The organism is Candidatus Paceibacterota bacterium, assembly GCA_035546035.1.
GTDB lineage: Bacteria > Patescibacteriota > Minisyncoccia > Phycocordibacterales > UBA6065 > UBA6065.
Genome location: DASZXC010000013.1, coordinates 1 through 1,829, shown reverse-complemented (window position 1 = coordinate 1,829; position 1,829 = coordinate 1). Strand labels below are relative to the sequence as shown.

Annotated in this window: 2 protein-coding genes; one reads left to right on the top strand and one right to left on the bottom strand. The window is 58.7% G+C overall.

Going from position 1 to position 1,829, the window contains the following annotated elements; all coding sequences use genetic code 11:
- On the top strand, positions 1-148 hold a 148-nt coding region (locus VHE10_03550), incomplete at its 5' end, for a recombination protein RecR (GenBank protein HVU06831.1).
- Here VHE10_03550 and VHE10_03545 read toward each other — a convergent pair.
- Entirely contained in the window at positions 126-1,652 is a 1,527-nt protein-coding gene (locus tag VHE10_03545; protein ID HVU06830.1) for a hypothetical protein, read from the bottom strand. The genes VHE10_03550 and VHE10_03545 overlap by 23 nt on opposite strands.
- Positions 1,653-1,829: the final 177 nt, after the last annotated feature.

Here is a 1,829-nt window from a genome sequence, read left to right as displayed (position 1 = left end):
GACCACAGCTCATTATCTGATGGACGCGCTCGCCCCATCCGGCGTGAAGATCACGCGCCTCGCCCATGGGGTGCCGGTAGGCGGCGAGCTCGACTATCTGGACGAAGGCACGCTCTCGGCCGCGTTCAAGGCGCGGCGCGGACTCTGATCGACTTCTTCAGCCAAATCTCGACGTCGCCCACTTTCTTGTCCTCGCGAAATTCTTCGAGCGCGGTTCTGATCGCGGGATATGACATCGCCCATTTGCGCCAGCCGCGCCCATCGATCAGCACCACGTCTGGTTTGTTGGCACGCAGATCATGAACCAAGACCTGACGGGAAAGCTGCGCGTATCTACGAATCGCGTCCACCTGGCTTGGATCGGGCTGGTGGCGGAGCAGATACAGCGCATTGTCCGCGATCCACAGGCTGCAGTAGGCGCCGGCCCAACTGCCATGCACGTGCCGCGTGAGCGGATGTCCGAGTGATATGTCGGCCGAGATCGTCAGAATCTTCGGATGCGCGAAACCATAAGCGGCCACAGCCTTTTCGACATCCGGCTGCTCCGTGTTGAATTGAAACCACACTGCGGCGCACGCCAGCACATAACCGCACAGCGTTCGCGCCGCGAGGGTCGAAAGAGAGCTCGCGCCATTGATGCGCCGCACGAGCAACACGCCCAAGACGAGCGCCAGCAACGAGATTGCCGGATAGCCGTGATATGGCCATCCCTTGCCTTGAAGAAAGACGGCTATCAGAAATCCAACGCTCGCTAGAATCGGAAGTTCATATATCGGTTCGTGAAGCCGCCCGCGTCCAAGAAGGACAGCAATAATGCCGGCGAGCGCGTAAAACCTGTAAGTTGGATTGAGGAACTGCATCCACAGCGGCCGCACAACCGGGATGTAGACGGTTTGCAGCATCGGCAACACGGAATGAATGAAAGCCGGAAACTTCCAAAACACCAGCGCGAGATACGATGCCGCCACGCCGAAAGCCGTGAGATTCTCGGCTGCGAACGAAAGGCGGAACATGTTCCGTGAACTTCCTCTGTTCCGCCAGAGTAGCGACAGGAAGGGCAACGCAAGAGCGAAAGCGAAATATGGCTTTATCACGACGGTCATGCCGCCTGCGAAACCTGCCAGGAACGCAGCGAGCGAAGGCGGTTCATGTCCCTGCGCCCGCGTCGCGTAAATGCTCAGCATGGGCAGAACCAGAAGCAGGGCGATGTGTTCGCGCTGCGCAAATACATAAAGAGGCAGTACGAGCAAGACGAGGGCGGCCAGAGCCGAAAGGAGCGGCAGCTCTTCTGTTCCGACGATATTCGATCGCCTGAGAAGCCAAAAGCTGCTCGTCGTGGATGCAGCGGCCAAGACGAATACCATCACGACGACGACAGATTCCGGAGTGACTTGCAGCGCACGCGCCACATAGATCGCCGGCAAGTACAAATATATTGAGGCTGGAGGATTGACCTCGATGAAATCCACATAGGGTTGACGGCCGCCAAGCACCTGCTCGCCAAGCGTCAGAAGCCACGAAACGTCCGTGCACAAGCTAAAGACAAGGCGAAGCGCAATGGCGAGGCCGAGAATTCCGAGCGTTGGCGCGTACGCGGACAGCCGGCCATATCGCGTCCGCTCTATCGTGGCAACGGCGGCAACCTCAGACATGTTCCTAGGCCTGCTTCTGCGATCTCGATTGCAGCGCGAAGCTTTCCTGCAGGCGCGCAAAGGGAGGGAAAACGGGATCAACCTCGGTTCGGCGGTCGAAGCCCTGCTCGCTCCGCACCAGATAGAGCGGTCTGGCTTTGACCTCATTGTAGATTCGCCCGACATATAATCCCATCA

Coding starts and splice junctions, on each gene's coding strand:
- VHE10_03545 (HVU06830.1), bottom strand. CDS start 1,652: ATGTCTGAGGTTGCCGCCGTTGCCACGATAGAGCGGACGCGATATGGC.